The organism is Sporosarcina sp. NPDC096371 (assembly GCF_044762865.1).
In the GTDB taxonomy this organism is placed as follows: Bacteria; Bacillota; Bacilli; order Bacillales_A; family Planococcaceae; genus Sporosarcina.
Genome location: NZ_JBIWFE010000004.1, coordinates 408,769 through 427,382, shown reverse-complemented (window position 1 = coordinate 427,382; position 18,614 = coordinate 408,769). Strand labels below are relative to the sequence as shown.

Below are 18,614 nucleotides of genomic sequence, written 5' to 3'. Positions count from 1 at the left end.
GATACAGAAAAGATTGGATGAATGATAAAAGCTCCAAGTACTCATCAAATTATAAATAAGAATACCTGGAGCTTACATTCTTCACGAAATCAGCTTTAAACCAATAGCTGCACCTAATACCATTGCGATAAAGACAATTCTTTTCCAGTCTTTTGATTCGCCATATACAATCATTCCTAATATTGCTCCACCAGAAGCGCCGATTCCTGTCCAAATGGCATAGGTAGTACCCATAGGCAATGTTTTCATAGAGTAGGAAAGAAATAGAAAACTAGCTCCAAATGCGGCAATGAGCAGTGCCATCGATTGCCAACTACGATCTTTGTGTAATTTATTGATCATGGCAACGCCAACTACTTCAAATAGACCTGCAATAACTAAAGAAACCCACGCCATTAAGATTCAGCTCCCTCTTGCTCATTGTCCTTCGTCACTAACTTCAAACCAACTACCCCTGCCAATAAAACCAAAATCAACATGACTTTTTCAATTTTAAACGGTTCATCAAAGAATAGGATATCCGAAAAAACGGTTCCAGCCGTACCTAATCCAACAAAAACGGCATAGACAGTTCCTACAGGTAGTTTTCTACCAGCCATAATCATTAAATAAAAACTGATGATAATAGAAATAATGGTTCCAGTCCACGTCCAAAAATCATCTGCATGTTTTAATCCAATCACCCAAAAAACTTCAAAAAAAGCTGCGATAAATACTTTAACCCAATTTGTATTCATGTACAAAAAGCCTCCTATTTTTATAGTCACCCCCAAAACAAAAAAAGCCTAAGAGACTACTGTTAAACAGTATCTCCCAGGCTTTTATCCTTCCGTGACACAGCTAATGCTGTGAGTTTTCTCTCGGTCCAGACTAACATAGTTGTTACGGAACCCTAGAAAACATTTACATTATGCAATTAGTAACTAACTAGAATTATACAAGAATTTGTATGTAATTCAAGTTTAAAGGGTTCGAGAAATCAATCTCTCGCGTATTTCCGTATTAATCCTTCAATATGCTGCTTCACTTCAAACCACTCATCTTGTATAACGCTATACATAACCGTATGTCGCACTTTTCCATTCGGTCGAATCATATGATTACGTAAAATACCTTCTTTGGTAGCACCAATACGCTCAATCGCTTTTTGTGATTGGGTATTTTCGTGGCCGGTTTTAATTTGTACGCGCTGAAATTGAAGCTGCTCAAAGCAATAAGAAAGCAGTAAATACTTGCATTCCGTATTGATAGCTGTACGCCAAACAGACGGGTGTAGCCAGGTATGACCAATTTCTAAACGTTTATGTACAGTCGCAATATCGAAAAGTCGAGTCGATCCAACGATTTGATTTGTATCTCGAAGAACAATGACAAAAGGGTGTTCTATTCCTTTTTCTCGATTAACTAGCGCTAAGTCAATATAGGCTTGAACGTCTTCCTTTGTTTGTAATGTTTGCGACATATGCATCCAAATTCGTTCGTCCTGGCAACATGCGTATATGCCCTCTAGATCATCTTTTGTCATGGACCTTAAAACAATAGTATCTCCAGTTAATTGAATGGTCTCCATGGTACCTCACTCCTTTTTTAATTTTAACCCATTCCAAAATCTTACACCAAGGTACCTACGTCAAACAGGGATAAACGGCTAATCGGTTAACTAATTGTCGTCATATAATATGGTTAGAGGTGATAAATATATGGACAAATATAAAAATCAAAAAAAAGTAGTGAAAATGAATAGAACCTACAAATGTGGAAGTAAGACTGCCTGCTGGCCACCAATAAAAGTTAGCTCTACTTGTATTGGAGTTCCCCCGATAAACCCGCCAATAAGCGTCCCTGGAGTTACTATTATACCAACTGTCAAAAGATACTTTTATGTTCCGGTAACTAATATTAATTTAGTGAATGGAGCAACAATTCTTGCCACCCAATTTTATAACGATGATGGAAGTCCAACAACGGAATTTATGAGCTTTAGCCCGAACGGCTATGCTGATCTATACATCAATGCAGTCGTCCAAGAGGGGGGAATGTATGCTGTGAATACGAACTCCTTAACGATAAACAAAAGTAATTCTACAATTTACGCAGGTACTCCGATTATTCTTGAATTTTTGACATTCTCAGCTATCCTGAGTTCATAACTCAATTTAGATAATTAGAGGGACAGCCCTGTCATCTCATGTATGCTTTGCATTTACTATAATGTAGATGAAAGGAGGTGAACACAATGGCGCTTTCCCTTATTAATATTCATGTGAACGTCTCGGGTACTTCGACGAGGTTTTTTAATGTATTGGCAGCACCTTTAGTTGTCGCTGATGCTACTACTGTCGCTGCAACCACATTTCTGAATGACAGTGGGGTTGCTGCAACTGCTTTTCCAGTCGTAACGAATGGTTACTATAATTTTTATATCAACGGTGTGCTACAAGAGGGTGGTTCGTATACAATTTCTGCAACAGAATTGACCTTTAATACCGTTACTGGAACCATATCTGCAGGAACTCCTTTAGTTATAGAAGCTGTTGAGTTACTGACAGTCATTTAACTAGCGTTATGGGACAAGAACACTAACTATGACCCATTAAAAATCAACTACTTCCTCCCCTATAAATATCTCTCCTCCAAGTTTATTACGTTATAGAGAAAGATGACTAAATCGAAGGTACCTTAAAAGAGGGGCAGCCGAATCCATAAGACTTGCAGCTAAGCTGTCTAGCTTGTAGATTCGGTTGCCCCTAGCGCTGTAGTGTATCAATCGGGCCTAATATCAAAACTTTTCCTAAACAAATAACCCCATCACGAGAGTATTGTAATAAACCCCATGGATTAAAGTATCCTTTAAAATAAGACCCTCTGTTTCAAACCCAAGCTTTTCATACAATTCAATAGCAAACACATTATCTTCTCGCGTTACGAGACTAATTTTGTTCGTCACCCCATTTGAGGCTGCCCATTCAATCAATTGCTCCATCAGAATTCTGCCTAAGCCTTGCCCAGTAAATCGTTTACTGATGACAATGCCTAGTGTTCCGACGTGCTTTGTTCTGTCTTTCTGGCTTGAGTTGATGGAGGCTATCCCAATGATGTCACCATTGATAGTAGCCAGTAATATAATGGAGTTTTGCTCCAAACGTGTAGATTCTATAAACGCTCGATATTCTTCGATATCTCTTTTAAATTCATTTCCCCCAAATGAAAGAAAATCTGTTTCTCCACCTACAATATTATAAAAATCCATCATATATTGGGCATATTCTTTCGTCGCTTCTTTTATGACTACATCATGGCCGTCTTTTGTCTGGAATTCCACTATTTATCTCATCTCCTTTTTTGGGTTATAAAAAACTAGATGACCTCCATATTCCTTGGAGGCATCTAGTTGGACAATCATAATTATTTTGTGAAGTTATCAAAATAACCTTGGATAAAGACAATCGGTGTACCTTTGTCTCCACTGCCTGATGTTAAGTCAGAGAGAGAGCCGATTAGGTCTGTTAGTTTACGTGGTGTGGTACCTTGCGCCTCCATTGAACCGGTGAGGTCTGCATCTTTATTGTCGATGAAATCGGAGATCGCTTTTTTCAACTCTTCACCGCGTAGGTCTGCAAAGTTGTTGTCTGCTAGGTATTTTAATTTTACTTCATTTGGCTTACCTGCAAGTCCTGCCGTGTAGGCTGGAGAAACGACTGGATCAGCTAGTTCCCAAATCTTACCGACTGGGTCTTTGAACGCGCCATCCCCATAGACCATTACTTCTACTTCTTTTCCTGTTTTCTCAAACAGAATGCGTTGAATATTGTCAACAACTGGCTGGCAGTCGCGTGGGAAAAGTTTAACGCCATCGTCAGTTGATTTGTTTGAGCCGAGAAGACCGTATTCAGCGTTATAACCACTGCCGTCAACGGATTCCGCTAAAATGTCATCTAACGTAAAGACTTTTTCAGCGCCGTTTTCTTCTAAAATACGTTTTGTACGCAAACGCGTATGAATATCGCATGTTAAAACGTTCTTTGTATAATTTAAAATTGTTTTCGGTTTTTGGGAGAAGACAATTTCACATTCTACACCGAATTCTTCAACTAATGAACGGTAATAGTCAATATAGTCTACACCAGTAAATGTATGCTTTTGGTAGCCGAAATGCTGGCGAAATTCTTCCTCTGTGAGGACATCCGTCCAAGGGTTAATGCCTTTTTCATCAAGCTGATCTAGGCTGATTAGGTGATTTCCAACTTCATCAGACGGGTAGCTTAGCATGATGACAACTTTTTTAGCCCCTTTTGCAATACCACGGAGACAGTTTGCAAAACGATTGCGGCTTAAGATTGGGAAAATAACCCCGACTGTGTCATCTCCGAATTTGGCTTGAACATCTTTGGCGATTTGATCGATGGTTGCATAGTTTCCTTGAGCACGGGCAACGATAGATTCTGTAACGGAAACGATATCTTTATCATTAATTTCAAAGCCTTCAACTTCCGAAGCATGTAATACACTTTCTACAACGATGTCTTCAATATTGTCCCCTTGATTAATGATCGGGCAACGAAGGCCTCTCGCAACTGTACCAATTACTCTTCCCAATAGAATCGCTCCTTAGAATTATAAAGTCAATTTAACTTATTGTGTTCATTATCTAACTATCTACTTGTAATATACATCAGTCTAATGGTATAAGTAAAATTAATATATTGAATGGTGGGTATAAGGGGTGCTTATGTGGTAAGTAAACTAGATTTATATAAAGTATTTTGCCAGGTAGCCGTTAATAAAAGTTTCTCCAAAGCGGCAAAAGAGCTGTATATGACACAACCGGCTGTTAGTCAGTCCATTATGCAGCTAGAAAAAGAATTAGACACGCGTTTATTTAATCGGACACCTAGAGGCGTGTCTTTAACAAATGAAGGTAGTCTTTTATTTGAATATGCCAACTCTGCGATTAACTTATTGCAAGTTGGGGAAGAAAAGATTTTAGAATTTAAGAACTTAACGACAGGCGAGTTAAAGATTGGCGTAGGCGATACAATTTCTAGATACTTTTTACTGCCATTTCTAGAATTTTTTCATAATGGGTACCCAAATATAAAGTTTAAAATTGTAAATGGAACAACGGCTGAGCTTTGTGCGACTTTAAAATCAGGAGGGGTAGATATCACTATTTGTAATCTACCCATTGACGACCCTACCTTAGACGTAAGGCCTTGTATTGATGTCCAGGATACATTCGTGTACGGAGAAAAATTCAAAAAGATATTAGCGAAGCCTTTAAGTCTTGCTGAATTAGTGAAATTACCGTTAATATTCCTTGAACCAAATTCCAATTCAAGGAAGTATGTGGAAGACTATATAATAGCACGCGGTATTCAGTTTTCGCCAGAATTTGAATTAGGTTCACATGAATTATTATTGGAGTTCGCAAAAATGAATTTAGGAATCGCTTGTGTAACAAAAGAGTTTTCCCAGGAGTATTTAACGAATGGCGTATTATCGGAGGTTCAATTGCTAGAGGAAATCCCGAAACGCAGCATTGGCGTATGCTTTCTAAAAAGTGTACCGCTATCACCAGCTGCCACAAGATTTGTCGAAATCTTGGAGAATAAACAATTTTGACCTATAATAGGGCTTGAAAAACTGACGAAAGCACATCAAGTTGAAGCGTTAGAAAATCTATTACTATGGGCAGGAGACCGTCATGCTGAAAAAGTTTTTTCATCAAAAATTGAGCAGAATAGATGGAGTTGCGTTAGTGTTGATAGCCATCTTGACGGCGATTGCTGGTGAATTTAAAGTAATCCCCTTCAATGGCGAAGTTTTCCGTTTTGGATTGGGAAGTATTGCATACTTTTTGCTGATTTTGGTTCGTCCCGCGTCATCGCTTATACGAACAGGGCTTGTGACAGGGATCACCGTTGTTTGTTTTCGCCTCTTTGGCGATATGATGCTCGATGAATTCCATTTGTGGACAAGTTTGAAAAACCATTTTCCGTCTTTTTTATTTTATTTTCTATTTGCATGTGGGTTAAGTATCATCAATATAGAGAAGTATAAAACGTTCCCATTGCTTTTAGGAGCTTGGGGGGCGATATTCGAGTTCATTGGCAATGGGGCCGAATTTCTAATGCGTGATTTACTACTGCACCATGAGGGCCTAGGTTTACAAGATTGGGCATTGGTTGGTGGCGTAGCGCTGTTCCGTAGCTACTTTGTTGTGGGGTTATACAGTACGATTACAATTTCAGAACAAAAGAAACGGGTGCAAGAAATGCTTAGTGTCGGTTCCGAATTGTATGCAGAGACACTTTATTTGCAGAAGTCGATGAATCATATTGAACAAATTACAGCGTCCAGTCATGACTTATATCGGAAATTAAAAAAGCAGAACCTACAAGAGTTAAGTGTACAAGCACTAACTATTACACAAGAAATCCATGAAGTGAAAAAAGATTCACAGCGTATTTTATCGGGATTGTCCAAAATAACGAACGAGAAAAGGAACGACGCATTTTTACTTTCCGATTTACTTGGCTTTGTTGAAACAGCTAATAAAAAGTATAGCGAGCTATTAAAAAAGAATATTACTTTTCGTTTGTCAGTGACCACTGATTTTCAAACAGATCAGCATATCGCACTACTCGCATTGTTGAATAATATTGTGGCCAATGCAGTTGAATCAATTGCAGGTACGGGAGAGATTCATTTTACATTGTATGAAGATGCCGAACGTATTTGTATGCAAATTAGGGATACCGGCAAAGGTATTCCGATTGAGGATATTCCCATCATTTTTGAGCCGGGTTATACAACGAAGTTTAATGACCGTGGCGTTGCAGCAACAGGGATTGGCTTGTCCCATGTACAGGAAATCATTCAGATGTTGGAGGGGCAGATTCAAGTCCAGGCAACTGGGGAGGGGACAACTTTCCACATCCAGATTCCGATTCATATCATTCGAAAGTGAGTTGAATAACAGTGCGTTATTTTATAGTAGATGATGACATGGCCAGTCGAAGAATGCTGGGGAAAGTCATCGTAGAAGGTGAGCTTGGTGTGGTCATCGGTGAGGCTGAAAGTGGGGTGAAGGCAACTTCAGCCGTACTTTCATTGCAACCGGATGTTGTATTGATTGATTTGTTAATGCCTGGATTGGACGGCATTGAGACGATGGAGCAATTGAAAGGACAAGGGTATCAAGGTCAATTCATCATGATTTCTCAAATCGTCAACAAAGAAATGGTAGAGGAAGCTTATGAAAAAGGTGTGGAATTTTTTATACATAAGCCGATTAACCGTGTAGAAGTGCAAAGTATCTTAAAAAAGACTGCAGAAAAGTTTCGTTTACAAGCGTCATTGATTGCAATTCGAGAGTCATTGGCACATATCGGAACAACTATTCATGTACCAAGGCAGCAAAGTGTGAAAGAAATTGTCTTAGCAATATTGAATGATATGGGGATTATCGGAGAAGTCGGTAGCGACGATATCGTCATGATCATTGAGATCCTAATGAATCGAAGAGATGGAGGGCCGCAGTTGCCCCCATTAAAAGAGCTCTATGAAGAGGTTGCGCATAACATTGGTAGTGCGGATATCGCTAAGGAGAGTAAAGCGATTGAACAACGAATTCGCCGCACAATTCTTACGGCAGTTAATAATTTGGCTTCGCTGGGGGCAGTCGACTATACGACAGCGGAATTTGAGTATTATGCGCCGCGGTATTTTGATTTTCAAGAAATACGCAGTCGAATGAAACAAATCGAGGAAAATTCCCAAGAACCGATAAAGGTAAAGATTAATACCAAGAAGTTTATACAAGTGTTGTATCTTGAAACAGAAGATAAATTTTTGCAGTCATAGACGTACGAAATGCTAGTGTTGGTTATGAGATGACTACTTTAATTCAAAGTATTGAATTAATAAATGTCGGATTTTGTCGGATTCAATAAGTTGCCCGTAATATTTTTATATAAATCGTTTATGAATTTAAGTAAGCGGTTTCATTCGGATATAAGAGGTGATTTTTTGATGAAGAAAAAGTTTACATTTACTTTAGCATATCAAATTCTTGCGGGATTAATATTAGGGATTACGGTGGGAGCAATTTTTTACGGTAATCCTGCGGTGGAGACATATTTACAACCCCTTGGCACGATTTTCATTAATATGATCAAAATGATTGTGGTTCCAATTATCGTTTCAACATTAATTGTCGGTGTTGCTGGGACTGGAGATATCAAACAATTAGGTAAACTAGGTGGCAAGACACTTCTTTACTTTGAAATTGTGACGACAGTAGCGATTATAGTTGGTTTGTTAGCAGCCAATATTTTCAAACCTGGTGTGGGCATCGATATGTCAGCGCTTACGAAAGGCGATATTTCGCAATACGTTCAAACGACAGAAGAAGTACAGGATAAAGGTATTATGGATATCGTGGTCAATATTGTACCGACAAATGTCATCCAATCAATGGGTGAAGGGGATATGTTGGCAATCATCTTCTTCTCTGTGCTGTTTGGTTTAGGAATCGCAGCGATTGGAGAGCGGGGCAGACCCGTGTTGGCGTTTTTCCAAGGAACCGCGGACGCTATGTTCTGGGTTACGAATTTGATCATGAAGTTTGCACCAATCGGGGTATTTGCGCTCATCGGTGTTACGGTCTCGAAGTTTGGTTTACAATCACTGATACCACTCGGGAAATTAGCGATACTTGTTTATGCAATAATGGCATTCTTTATTATTGTTGTTTTGGGTGTAATTGCAAAAATGGTGGGTACGAGCATTTTCCGCCTGATGAAAGTGTTGAAAGATGAATTACTATTGGCGTATTCAACGTCGAGTTCTGAGACGGTGTTGCCAAAAGTGATGCAAAAGATGGAGAAGTTCGGTTGCCCGAAAGATATCGTCTCCTTTGTTATTCCGACCGGGTATTCGTTTAACTTAGATGGGTCGACCTTGTATCAGGCGTTGGCCGCAATTTTCATTGCGCAAATGTATGGTATCGAATTGAGTATTACGCAGCAAATTACGTTAATGTTAGTTCTAATGGTGACGTCAAAAGGAATTGCCGGTGTACCAGGCGTTTCGTTCGTTGTCCTACTAGCGACGTTGGGAACTGTCGGTATTCCACTTGAAGGCCTTGCGTTCGTTGCGGGGATAGACCGTATCCTAGATATGGCACGTACAGTTGTAAACGTTATGGGTAACTCACTGGCTACTGTTGTCATTTCGAAGTGGGAAGGTCGTTTTGAGTCCGAGAAAGAGGAGAAATACTTCACGTCTACTGAAGAAAAACTGGCGTAATATAAAACAGGCAGTTCCACAACCTTTTAAGGTGTGGAACTGCTTTTATTTATACCTATATAAATTGAACTAAAGAATCTTACCAACAACGCTCGGCGCTTGGGGATGCCTCCCGCGATAAGCCTGATAGAAAACCACTATCAGTCTTATCGCTTCGGCTACCCCAGTAAGGCGCCTTCGCTGGAGACTAGGTGGAAATCATAAGTTCAACATATATAGAAATTCAGTGGCGATGATAACTTCCACCTTTTTATCGAACAAGAAGATTATAACAGTTTGCGATGATTAAATGTTAGAATAATAGCATAATTATAGTTGAGGGGTGAGAGTGTGGAGGCTACTACTGACAAGATATTGTCTCTAAAAAATGTAACAATGGACTATGGCGGAAAACGGGTGTTAAATGGTGTGAATTTGGAAGTGTCAAAAGGGCAAATTATCGGCTATATTGGCCCCAATGGTGCGGGGAAGAGTACGACGGTTAAAATCATGCTAGGACTCATTGATAGTTATCAGGGCGAAGTTGAGATTTTCGGTCAGGATATCGCTTCGGGCGATCCCTCGTATAAACAAAAAATTGGCTATGTCCCGGAAAATGCGGAAGCCTATGATAATTTGACGGCGAGTGAGTATTTGGTCTTTACTGCTGAGCTTTATGGGATGGGCCGGGGGTATGCGGAAGAAAAAGCGGCTAAACTATTAAGGGAATTTGACTTAGAGGACGTCATGCACACGAGACTCTCCTCATTTTCAAAAGGAATGAAGCAAAAAGTACTAATCATTTCGAGTGTCCTTCACGATCCGGATTTACTATTTTGGGATGAACCGTTAAGTGGGTTAGACGCTAGTAGCATGATGGTCATCCAGGAAATTTTGGCGCAACTCGCTGCACAGGGCAAAACGATTTTTTACTCATCACATATTATGGATCTTGTCGAGAAAATCAGCAATCGTATTGTTTTGCTCGTAAAGGGTGAAATTGTGGCAGATGGCAGCTTCGAAGAGTTGCAAGAAATGAGTGAAGAAGGTAGTCTTGCGGAGATTTTCAATCAACTGACCGGGTTTACTGAGCATAGAAGCAAGGCGGAACAGTTCGTGGCGATTGTTCAAGAGGGGCAAGACTATGCGTGATTTTCGTACGTTGAAGTTTCTTGCGTTGTTTAAGAGTGTATTTATCAAGACGGGCATTGATTATGAAGCGATGCAAACAATCTTACGCATTAAATTGACGATGGATGAAAGAAGAGTACCGACAATCTTTAATGATGCGCGAAAAAAGAAGGATGGCAATCAATTTCTGAAGTCGCTTTGGATATATGGGCTGTATGGGCTTATGCTTATTCCGTTTATTGTGCTTGGAGATAACTATATTTTTCAAATGAGCATTGTCTTTGGTGTGACGATGTTTATTTTAACGATGACGATGATTTCCGACTTTTCATCTGTTTTGCTCGATGTAAGGGACAAAAATATTTTGCAAACGAAGCCGATTAGTGGAAAAACGATTAGCGCGGCTAAAACTGTCCATATTATGATTTACATGTTTTTTATTACGGGCGCGTTTGTGACGATCCCGCTCGTTGTGGGTCTATTTAAGCATGGCGTTTTTTTTATGCTGATTTTTCTAGCAGAGTTGTTCTTAGTCATGCTGTTTGTCGTAGTATTAACGTCGCTATTGTATTTGTTTGTCTTGCGATTTTTCGACGGTGAGCGGCTCAGGGATATTATCAATTACGTGCAAATCCTGTTGTCAGTCGGCGTGATTGTTGGCTATCAAATTTTGATTCGGTCATTTGAGATTGCTGATTTGAATGTCACTTATACATTTAGTTGGTGGCATGTATGGATGCCGCCTATCTGGTTTGGGGCACCATTTGAGTTGCTGCTCGCACATAATGTAGCTATTCACATCCTCATTTTTACGATTCTTGCCATCTGTGTACCACTCGTCGCCATGTATGGTTACGCTCGGTTGATACCTTCTTTTGAGCGGAATTTGGAAAAGCTGATGAACGATACGAAGAAACGAAAGCAGAAAAGAAATTGGTTAGATGAGGCGTGGGCGCGAATTGTATGCCAAAGTAAAGAGGATAGCATATTCTTCCGTTTTGCGGCACTTATGATGAAACAAGAGCGTGAATTTAAACTGAAAGTGTATCCAGCACTGGGGATGGCTGTCGTCTTTCCTTTTATCTTTATCGTGAGTGAACTGCGCGAGCGAACATTAGAGGAGATTTCTGGAGGCACTATGTTTTTGTTCATTTATTTTTGCAACTTGATGATTCCTAACATCGTGCATATGCTACAGTTCTCTGGTAATTATCAGGGCGGGTGGCTATTCAAGGCGGCGCCCATTCAACAGGTGTCTTCTGCTTATAGTGGGGCATTAAAAGCTTTTTTGGTGAAGCTGTATCTGCCTGTATTTATACTGCTTAGTTTTGTGTTTACTTGGCTATTTACCATCAGAATATTGCCTGATTTACTCGCGGTTTTATTGGCAGCAATTATTCAAACACTGATTACATATAAGTTTATGAATAATGGGGTCTATCCTTTTTCGCAGTCGTTCGAATTTGCACAAGATGCAGGAGCGATGAAAATGCTGTTGCTCGGCTTAGTCACTGGTGGATTTGTCGTGGCCCATGTCGTTGCCAACTTATTTGATTATGGAATCTATGTCTATATCGCCTTGCTCATTGGTGGTGTTTTCATCGGGTGGAGAATGACTTTTCCGAAGAAACAACGTGCAAGGAATCCTGGTATGTAAGTAGATAGGTTGAACTTATGATTGCCACCTAATCTTCAGTGAGAGGCATCGGGGAAGGATGTAGTTCGATCCTTCCCAATGCGTCGTAGCGAATTCAAAGGCCTAATTTACTCATTACTAACAATCAACCTCACACCGGCTGCCTCATATCTTTTTACAAGCTCATTTTTTAAACCATTGTCCGTAATAATGCAATCGATTTTATCAAGGGGAGCAATTCCAATCGTTACGTCTTTCTCGAATTTTGCACTATCCGCAGCGACATAGACCTCTTTAGACAGCTCAATAATTTTCTTACGAGTGATTGCCTCTTCTAAGCTATAGTCTGAAATCCCTTTTTCAATGGTTATGCCACTCGCACAGATAAAGGCTTTCGTGATATTCAATTCATTAAAATTAAATAAATACTCAAAAGCCGTAACCGATTGTTCATATTGCCTCACTTTTCCACCGATAATAATCAACTCAATATTGCTATTTAGGAGCTCATTAATAACGAGGATCGAATTCGTAATCACAGTTAGCTTGTTCATATGTTTGATGTACTTCGCGATTTGATATGTCGTCGATCCACTATCAATATAAATACAATCCCCCTCGTTAATATAGTTACAGCATGTTTTTGCGATTTTTTCCTTTTCCTCTAAACGACTCCCCATACGTTCAGCTAACGTTGATTCTTCAAACTTCGATTCAACTAGCTTAACACCACCATAAAACTTTTCGATTTTTCCTTTACTCGTGAGCAATGTTAAATCCCTTCTCAGCGTTTCGATTGAAACGTGAAGCTCTTCAGTGAGTTCTGTAATCTTCAACACTTTTTTAATTGTGAGTAGGTCAATGATCTTCTGTTGCCTCTCAAGTGGGAGCATCTAGTCACCCGCCCATTCAAAGTTATTTATATGCCAATCACCTCATAAGTACTGAGGGACTTAGTAGTGAATATAGCATCAATTGATCAACAGTAAGTCAACAAGTGGTCAACTTTTACGAACTATTTACAAGAATCTCAATTTATATTTACATGGCCCTCCTATACTGGAGTTGTAGCAGAGGAGGTGGCGGTTTGCTAAAATTACAAAATATTAGCAAGCAGTTTGATGATAAATTAGTTTTAGATAATATAAATCTTGAAATTGAGCCGGGTGAAATTGTTTCATTGCTAGGTCCAAGTGGAAGTGGGAAAACAACTTTATTGCATATTATTTTGGGCCTAACGACGATGGATCGTGGGAAAATCCTTTTTAATGGAAAGGATTTGAGCAATGTACCGATGAAGGATCGTGGATTTAATATTGTGTTCCAGGATTATGCGCTGTTCCCCCATTTAAATGCGTACGACAACATTGTCTACGGTTTGAGAAATAACAAGAGCTTAGTGACTGAAGCTGAACTTCAGGAATACATTGACTTTTTGGAGCTGACCCCACATTTAACAAAGAAAGTAGGGGAATTATCAGGCGGCCAGAAACAACGAGTATCGATTGCAAGAACGCTCGTCATGAAGCCGAAAATCTTATTGCTGGATGAGCCATTAAGTGCTTTGGACGGGGTCATTAAGGAATCGATTAAGCAACGAATTCAATCCATTGCCAAACAATTTAAGCTCACGACGATTATCGTAACACATGACCCGGAAGAGGCATTAACATTGTCCGATAAAATTTTGATTATTAATCAGGGGCATATTTCTCAATTTGGAACCCCTCAACAAATTATCAACCAACCGTCGAATGATTTTGTAGAGAAATTTATACTGAAACAATTACACATTAAACGACAAAATATCTATCAATTGTTTGGTGAACAATATGCCTAATGTCAAACCGGCGATGCGCGTCATTTATATCCCAATCTTACTGCTATTCGCCGCTTTTCTAGTAATACCTCTTGGAATCTTGTTTATCCGTTCTTTTGAAACGAGTGAGGGGTTTAATTTCTCAAATTATATAGCTGTCCTGTCCAATCAGGAACTGCTAACGTCCATTGGCAACAGCATTAAAATCTCTAGTCTTACTGCTGTGATTACGACAGTTTTGGCTTTTACGCTGGCCTACGCCGTTAACTGTACGAAAATTTACACCCCATTAAAAATGGCCATTAAAACGGGCATCTTACTTCCGATGTTGCTTCCTACGATTACTTATGGATTTGCGATTATCTATTCGTTTGGTAATCAAGGGTTTATCACCAAGCTTGTCGGTCGAAATCTAGTGGAGATTTACGGATTTAATGGATTGCTAATTGGTTATGTGATTTACACATTACCGGCTGCCTTTTTACTGATTAATAACTCCTTCAAGTATATCGATAAAAAGTTTATCATCGTTTCAAAGCTCATGGGTGATGGAACGTTAAGAAGTTTTAAAAATACCATTGTTCGTCCATTAGTAGGCACTTTAGGTGGGGCATTTGTCTTGTCCTTCATCATAAGTTTTACGGATTTTGGGATACCTGCTTCAGTAGGGGGAACTTATTCCGTGGTTGCTACTCAGCTATATCAAGTGATGCTCGGCTCCATCCCGAATTTTAATCATGGCGCGGCTATTGCAGTTGTCATGCTTATTCCAGCGGTGTTTGGTGTTCTTCTCTTAAATTATCTAGAAAAACGTAATTTTCATTATGACAAGTTTGGTGAGACAGAACTTACGCCACATAGAGGCAGAGATGTTGGTTTCGGGATTGTCTCAGGTGTTGTGTTACTCGCGATGTTATCCGTTTTCGCGGTTATGTTCGTTGCACCGTTTGTTAGCAGCTATCCATATGATATGACGTTCACGTTTAAACACTTGTTGGATACCTTCCAATCGAGTGATTTAACAGCAGTCTATAAAAATTCTTTGTTTGTGGCTTTATTGACGGCGGTATTTGGTACGTGTATTGCGTTTTCGGCGGCTGTGTTAAATGTTCGTACAGCTGTAAAAGGGAAATCGTCGCTTGATACCATTGCTATGATGACGAATACAGTACCTGGTATGGTGTTAGGCCTCTCGTATTTACTATTTTTTAACGGCAGTAGTTTGAAAGGGACCTTTGCGATTATTGTGCTCTACAGCATTGTCCATTTCTTTACGACACCTTATTTAATGGCGAAAAATGCGCTTTCTAAAATGAATCCAACATGGGAGACGACCGGAGAACTATTGGGGGATAGCTGGTTAAAAACAGTTTATCGGGTGTTGCTTCCAAATTCTAGATCGACGGTTATTGAGATGTTTAGCTACTACTTTATCAATGCGATGGTCACTATTAGTGGGATTATCTTTTTGGTCACAGCTCAAACATCATTGGTCTCCAGCAAAATAAAGGAACTTCAGCATTTTGGTAAATTCAATGAAATCTTTATGCTATCTTTACTCATTTTCGTAACAAATCTAGCAGTTAAGTTGCTTTGCGAAGCTTTTCAAAAAAAATCCAACAAACAATGAAAAGAGGAGAGATTTATATGAAAAAGAAGAAGAGAATTTGGTCGTCTTTAATGGCCTTAACTGTAGCGTTAGCATTGGCGGGTTGTAGCAGTGGCGAAGCGGCTGGCGATAAAGTGGTTATTTACACAAATAGTGATGAAGCAGCTTCTGAAGCCATGAAGAGTGCGCTGAACGAAGCAGGTTATGAAGGGGAGTATGTACTTCAATCACTTGGGACATCCGAATTAGGCGGGAAGCTGATGGCAGAGGGCGAAAAAATCGAGGCGGATATCGTGACGATGAGTTCGTATTTCGTTGAAAGTGCTCAACAGGAACATGATATGTTTACAGACTTAACGTTTACTACAAATGCTTTGGAACCACATCCATCCTATTATGCTCCCATTTTAGCCAACACGGGATCCATTTTCGTTAATACGGAAGTGCTTAAACAAGAGGGGCTACCGATGCCGAAATCGGTGAAAGATTTGGCGGCACCTGAGTATAAAGGAATGGTTTCCATTCCAAACCTGATGGATTCTTCAACAGGTTGGTTACTAATCCAAGCGATTATTAATGAATATGGGGAAGAAGAGGGGAAAACGGTTCTCCATGATTTAATTGCCAATACGGGTCCACATCTTGAAAGCTCAGGTTCGGGTCCTATCAAGAAGGTACAAGCTGGTGAAGTAGCTGCTGGTTTTGGTCTACGCTACCAAGCGGTGATGGCAAAGGAATCAGGCTTACCTATCGAGTTTGTCGATCCGACTGAAGGAAACTTTTCTTTGATGGAAGCGGTAGCCGTTGTAAACAAAGAAGATGAAACAACGAGCCTTGCAATGGAAATGGCGGAAACGATTATGAAGGATGCTCGGACAGAGTTGCTGGAACATTATCCAGTTGCACTCTATGAAGGCGAAACCGTGTCAGATGTCAATCAACCCGCCCACCCTAAGCAGTTGGAACAACCATTAACGGTCGAACTTTTACAAAGTCATCAAGAATTTTTTAAAGCAGCCAAATAAATCATTGACTGAGGGAGAGATACAATATGAATACTTATAAACTGTTAACACCAGGCCCATTGACGACGACAACTGCGGTGAAGCAGGAAATGTTGTTGGATCGTTGTACATGGGAGGACGATTATAAGGGAATCACACAAAGAATTAGAACACAGTTACTGGAATTGGCATCTGCTACGAAAGAGGCTTATACGACTGTGCTTATGCAGGGAAGCGGTTCGTTCGTAGTCGAATCAGTGTTGACAACAGCTATTTCGCAACAGGATAAAGTATTGATTGTTACAAATGGCGAGTATGGGAAACGCATTGTGAAGATGGCGCAATACATTGGGCTAAATTATGTGGAGTATGGTGTGGCTTACAATGAATATCCGAAAGAAGATGAAATCAGGTGCATGTTAGAAGTCGACAAAGCCATTACACATATCGCAATGGTCCATTGCGAAACAACGACGGGTATATTGAATCCGCTTGAGCCGATTTCGGCATTATCTAAGGAATATGATAAAACATTAATTATTGACGCAATGAGTAGCTTTGGCGGAATGGACATTCATGTAGAAGAACTAGGTATTGATTATTTGATTAGTAGTGCCAATAAATGCATTCAAGGGGTTCCGGGATTTGGCTTTGTTATCGCTAAGCTGGAGAAATTGCAGGCATGTGAAGGCAATGCGCGCAGTTTGTCACTGGACTTATATGATCAGTGGAAAGAGATGGACAAGGATGGGAAATGGCGTTATACGTCGCCAACGCATGTAGTGGCGGCATTTGCGAAAGCCTTGGAGGAGTTAATAGAAGAGGGCGGTGTGTTGGCTAGGTTTGCTAGGTACCAACATAATAATCGTTTGTTAAGAGAAAGATTAGCAAAAGTCGGTATGCATGCCTATATTTCAGCTGACAAACAATCACCGATTATTACAACCTTCTTATTTCCAAATGAAGCATTTCACTTTGAAGACTTTTATGCGTTTATCAAGGCAAGGGGCTTTGTTATCTATCCAGGCAAGCTAACGGATATAGATACTTTTCGTGTTGGCAATATCGGTGAAATTTATGAAAAAGATATCGAAGAGCTATGCGATATTGTAGAAGCTTATATGAAAGTGGTGGTAGCATGAGTAAAGTAGAAGGCGTAATTTTCGATTGGGCGGGAACGACGGTTGACTTTGGTTGTTTTGCACCGGTAAATGTATTTGTAGATATCTTTAAAAACGCTGGCATCGAAGTGACAATGGAAGAAGCAAGAGGTCCTATGGGGATGCTAAAAATTGATCATATTCGAGCAATGCTATCTATGCCAAGGGTATCTGCATTATGGGAAGAGAAATATGAACGAGCATTTACCGAACAGGATGTAGAAAAGTTGTATGCAGAATTTGTACCTGCACTGATGACTTCTTTGTCAGCTTATACGGATCCGATTCCGGGGGTTATCGAGACAGTAGAAGTGTTAAGAGAACAAGGGTTGAAGATTGGGTCCACAACAGGTTATACATCGACGATGATGGATGTCGTTGTTCCAAATGCATTGGAAAAAGGGTATAGTCCAGACTTTTATTTTACCCCTGATGACACGAATTCTGTTGGAAGACCGTATCCGTACATGGTTTATCGGAATATGGAAGCTCTCAAATTATCGGCGGCATCAAAGGTTGTAAAAGTAGGTGATACCGTCTCAGATATAAAAGAAGGCGTTAACGCTGGCGTCTGGTCAGTGGGCGTCATTGTTGGAAGTTCTGAAATGGGACTAAGTTTAGAAGAATTTACGCGGTTATCGAAAGTGGAAAAAGAAGTGATCATCACTAAAACAGCGGACACATTTGTACAAAATGGGGCTGACTTTACGATTACGACGATGGTTGAACTACCGCAGCTGATTGAGCAAATTAATGGCCTTCTGTTGGAAGGAAATCGACCGGGGTCAAAATACAAAGTAAGCGTTATGTAAAACGGTAGAAAGCACATGGAGACAGGAGGAAACTTCTGAAGTCATGTGCTTTTTTGCTTTATGATGGTGGAGATAATCTTAATTTCCCTAACTGAAAGGTCAAGGGAGTGGGTTATAATGAACGAATGGAAGGGAATTGGACGCGTATTTTA

19 protein-coding genes and 1 riboswitch are annotated in these 18,614 nt (G+C 39.9%); of the genes, 13 read left to right on the top strand and 6 right to left on the bottom strand.

What is annotated here, in order from left to right; genetic code table 11:
- Positions 1-81 precede the first annotated feature (81 nt).
- The 3 genes from ACIQ0H_RS13605 to ACIQ0H_RS13595 form a co-directional block, all read right to left on the bottom strand.
- A complete protein-coding gene (locus ACIQ0H_RS13605) occupies positions 82-396 on the bottom strand; it encodes a DMT family transporter (protein ID WP_403415574.1) in 315 nt (104 codons plus the stop codon).
- On the bottom strand, positions 396-737 hold the full coding sequence (locus tag ACIQ0H_RS13600) for a DMT family transporter (RefSeq protein ID WP_403415572.1): 342 nt from the start codon (positions 735-737) through the stop codon (positions 396-398). The genes ACIQ0H_RS13605 and ACIQ0H_RS13600 overlap by 1 nt, the downstream gene beginning before the upstream one ends.
- A gap of 71 nt (positions 738-808) precedes the next feature.
- Positions 809-907: riboswitch (guanidine-I (ykkC/yxkD leader) on the bottom strand.
- 72 nt (positions 908-979) lie between these two features.
- Positions 980-1,570, bottom strand: a complete 591-nt coding sequence (locus ACIQ0H_RS13595) for a GNAT family N-acetyltransferase (RefSeq protein WP_403415571.1) — start codon at positions 1,568-1,570, stop codon at positions 980-982.
- Between the two features lie 337 nt (positions 1,571-1,907).
- Here ACIQ0H_RS13595 and ACIQ0H_RS13590 point away from each other — a divergent pair, with 337 nt between their 5' ends.
- Both ACIQ0H_RS13590 and ACIQ0H_RS13585 read left to right on the top strand, forming a co-directional pair.
- Complete coding sequence (locus ACIQ0H_RS13590) at positions 1,908-2,150, top strand: DUF4183 domain-containing protein (RefSeq protein ID WP_403415568.1); 243 nt, start codon at positions 1,908-1,910, stop codon at positions 2,148-2,150.
- Positions 2,151-2,236: 86 nt separating this feature from the next.
- Complete coding sequence (locus ACIQ0H_RS13585) at positions 2,237-2,557, top strand: DUF4183 domain-containing protein (protein ID WP_403415565.1); 321 nt, start codon at positions 2,237-2,239, stop codon at positions 2,555-2,557.
- Positions 2,558-2,791: 234 nt separating this feature from the next.
- On the opposite strand, the gene ACIQ0H_RS13580 is transcribed toward ACIQ0H_RS13585, so the two are convergent.
- Both ACIQ0H_RS13580 and ACIQ0H_RS13575 read right to left on the bottom strand, forming a co-directional pair.
- A complete protein-coding gene (locus ACIQ0H_RS13580) occupies positions 2,792-3,322 on the bottom strand; it encodes a GNAT family N-acetyltransferase (protein WP_403415562.1) in 531 nt (176 codons plus the stop codon).
- Positions 3,323-3,405: 83 nt separating this feature from the next.
- The gene (locus tag ACIQ0H_RS13575) at positions 3,406-4,596 is read right to left on the bottom strand and encodes a coenzyme F420-0:L-glutamate ligase (protein ID WP_403415560.1); all 1,191 of its coding nucleotides are present in this window, start codon (positions 4,594-4,596) and stop codon (positions 3,406-3,408) included.
- A 135-nt stretch (positions 4,597-4,731) separates the two neighbouring features.
- On the opposite strand from ACIQ0H_RS13575, the gene ACIQ0H_RS13570 reads away from it, so the two are divergent.
- The 6 genes from ACIQ0H_RS13570 (at position 4,732) to ACIQ0H_RS13545 (ending at position 12,079) form a co-directional block, all read left to right on the top strand.
- Positions 4,732-5,622: a LysR family transcriptional regulator gene (locus tag ACIQ0H_RS13570; RefSeq protein WP_403415557.1), complete on the top strand. Its 891-nt coding sequence runs from the start codon at positions 4,732-4,734 to the stop codon at positions 5,620-5,622.
- Positions 5,623-5,704: 82 nt separating this feature from the next.
- Complete coding sequence (locus ACIQ0H_RS13565) at positions 5,705-6,970, top strand: ATP-binding protein (protein ID WP_403415555.1); 1,266 nt, start codon at positions 5,705-5,707, stop codon at positions 6,968-6,970.
- A gap of 11 nt (positions 6,971-6,981) precedes the next feature.
- Positions 6,982-7,866 (top strand): response regulator, encoded by an 885-nt coding sequence (locus ACIQ0H_RS13560; protein ID WP_403415553.1) that lies wholly within the window; start codon positions 6,982-6,984, stop codon positions 7,864-7,866.
- 168 nt (positions 7,867-8,034) lie between these two features.
- Positions 8,035-9,312 (top strand): cation:dicarboxylate symporter family transporter, encoded by a 1,278-nt coding sequence (locus ACIQ0H_RS13555; RefSeq protein ID WP_403415552.1) that lies wholly within the window; start codon positions 8,035-8,037, stop codon positions 9,310-9,312.
- A gap of 375 nt (positions 9,313-9,687) precedes the next feature.
- Entirely contained in the window at positions 9,688-10,443 is a 756-nt protein-coding gene (locus tag ACIQ0H_RS13550) for an ABC transporter ATP-binding protein (protein WP_403415750.1), read from the top strand.
- Positions 10,436-12,079: a hypothetical protein gene (locus ACIQ0H_RS13545; protein WP_403415550.1), complete on the top strand. Its 1,644-nt coding sequence runs from the start codon at positions 10,436-10,438 to the stop codon at positions 12,077-12,079. Before ACIQ0H_RS13550 ends, ACIQ0H_RS13545 begins: the two co-directional genes overlap by 8 nt.
- A 107-nt stretch (positions 12,080-12,186) precedes the next feature.
- Here ACIQ0H_RS13545 and ACIQ0H_RS13540 read toward each other — a convergent pair whose 3' ends face one another.
- Positions 12,187-12,951, bottom strand: a complete 765-nt coding sequence (locus ACIQ0H_RS13540; RefSeq protein ID WP_403415547.1) for a DeoR/GlpR family DNA-binding transcription regulator — start codon at positions 12,949-12,951, stop codon at positions 12,187-12,189.
- A 194-nt stretch (positions 12,952-13,145) separates the two neighbouring features.
- Between ACIQ0H_RS13540 and ACIQ0H_RS13535 the strand changes: the two genes are divergently transcribed.
- From ACIQ0H_RS13535 to phnX, 5 genes are read left to right on the top strand one after another with little or no spacing between them, the layout of a single operon-like run.
- Entirely contained in the window at positions 13,146-13,898 is a 753-nt protein-coding gene (locus ACIQ0H_RS13535; RefSeq protein ID WP_403415544.1) for an ABC transporter ATP-binding protein, read from the top strand.
- Complete coding sequence (locus ACIQ0H_RS13530) at positions 13,891-15,507, top strand: ABC transporter permease subunit (protein ID WP_403415542.1); 1,617 nt, start codon at positions 13,891-13,893, stop codon at positions 15,505-15,507. Before ACIQ0H_RS13535 ends, ACIQ0H_RS13530 begins: the two co-directional genes overlap by 8 nt.
- A 17-nt stretch (positions 15,508-15,524) precedes the next feature.
- A complete protein-coding gene (locus ACIQ0H_RS13525) occupies positions 15,525-16,511 on the top strand; it encodes an extracellular solute-binding protein (protein ID WP_403415539.1) in 987 nt (328 codons plus the stop codon).
- A gap of 26 nt (positions 16,512-16,537) precedes the next feature.
- A complete protein-coding gene (phnW, locus tag ACIQ0H_RS13520; protein WP_403415536.1) occupies positions 16,538-17,632 on the top strand; it encodes a 2-aminoethylphosphonate--pyruvate transaminase in 1,095 nt (364 codons plus the stop codon).
- Positions 17,629-18,462 carry a phosphonoacetaldehyde hydrolase gene (gene phnX, locus ACIQ0H_RS13515; protein WP_403415534.1) on the top strand — a complete coding sequence of 278 codons (834 nt, stop codon included), beginning with the start codon at positions 17,629-17,631 and terminating at the stop codon, positions 18,460-18,462. Before phnW ends, phnX begins: the two co-directional genes overlap by 4 nt.
- Positions 18,463-18,614: the final 152 nt, after the last annotated feature.